Genomic DNA, 959 nt, shown 5'->3' on the forward strand with positions numbered 1-959 from the left:
CGCCTCGCTCGCCTCGGCCTGCTCTGAGAGCGCACCGCGCTCAGGCCGAGGCCTCCTCGGTCCCGGCGCGCCCGGTGACGTGGTCGTAGGCCTCCGCGGCCGCCGCGGCCACGCCGTGCCACGTCCCTCCCGGCACGACCCGGCGCCGGCCCTCGCCGCCGAGGCAGCGGCGCACGGCGGGGCACTCGAGCATCATCCGCAGGACCGTGGCGAGGGTCTCGGGCTCCTCCGGCGGGGTGAGCATCCCGGTGATGCCGTCGGCCACGGTCTCGGCGAGCACCGGCAGCCGCGAGGCGACCACGGGGGTCCCGGTGGCCAGGGCCTCGACGGACTCGGTCGGGGCCGCGGCCCGGGTGACCGGGCGGTCCTTGCGGGCGACCACGAACACGTCGAACGCCTGGTGGTACTGCACGACCTGCTCGTCCGGGACCCGCCCCGTGAAGCGGACCCGGTCGCCCAGGCCGAGCTCCGCGGCCAGGCGCTCGAGCTCCCGCCGCGCCGGGCCCGCGCCCACGACCACCACGAGCAGCTCCGGCACGTCGGCGCGCACGAGGGCCGCGGCGCGCAGGAGGTCGTCGAGGCCCTCGTGCTCCACCAGGTCCGCGACCGCGCCCACCACCCGGGCCGTCTCCGGCAGCCCGAGCACCCGGCGCGCCTCCCGCAGGGGACGGGGATCCGCCAGGTAGGGGCCGTCCACGGCGGGGGGCGCCACGCGGACCGGGACCGGGCCGGCCGGCAGGGCCCGCGTCAGCGCCCGCACCCGCTCGCCCATCGCACGGCTCGTGGTCACCACGTCGGCCGCGGCGGCCAGGACCTCGGCCTCCCGGGCGCAGTCGAGCCGGTGGCGCTCGCTCGTGACGGCCTCGGCGGGACGGGAGGCCGCCCACCGGTCGGCCGGCAGCTCGCGCACCTCGTACACCCACGGGATGCCCAGGGCCTCGGCCACCGCGCGGGTCACG

General features: G+C 79.4%; 1 protein-coding gene. It reads right to left on the reverse strand.

The window, feature by feature from the left end:
• Nucleotides 1–40: 40 nt before the first annotated feature.
• Nucleotides 41–959 (reverse strand): glycosyltransferase (locus CRM73_RS19380; RefSeq protein WP_229588820.1); only part of this gene is annotated, 919 nt, incomplete at its 5' end.

This window comes from Kocuria sp. CCUG 69068 (assembly GCF_020833785.1).
Classification (GTDB): domain Bacteria; phylum Actinomycetota; class Actinomycetes; order Actinomycetales; family Micrococcaceae; genus Kocuria; species Kocuria rosea.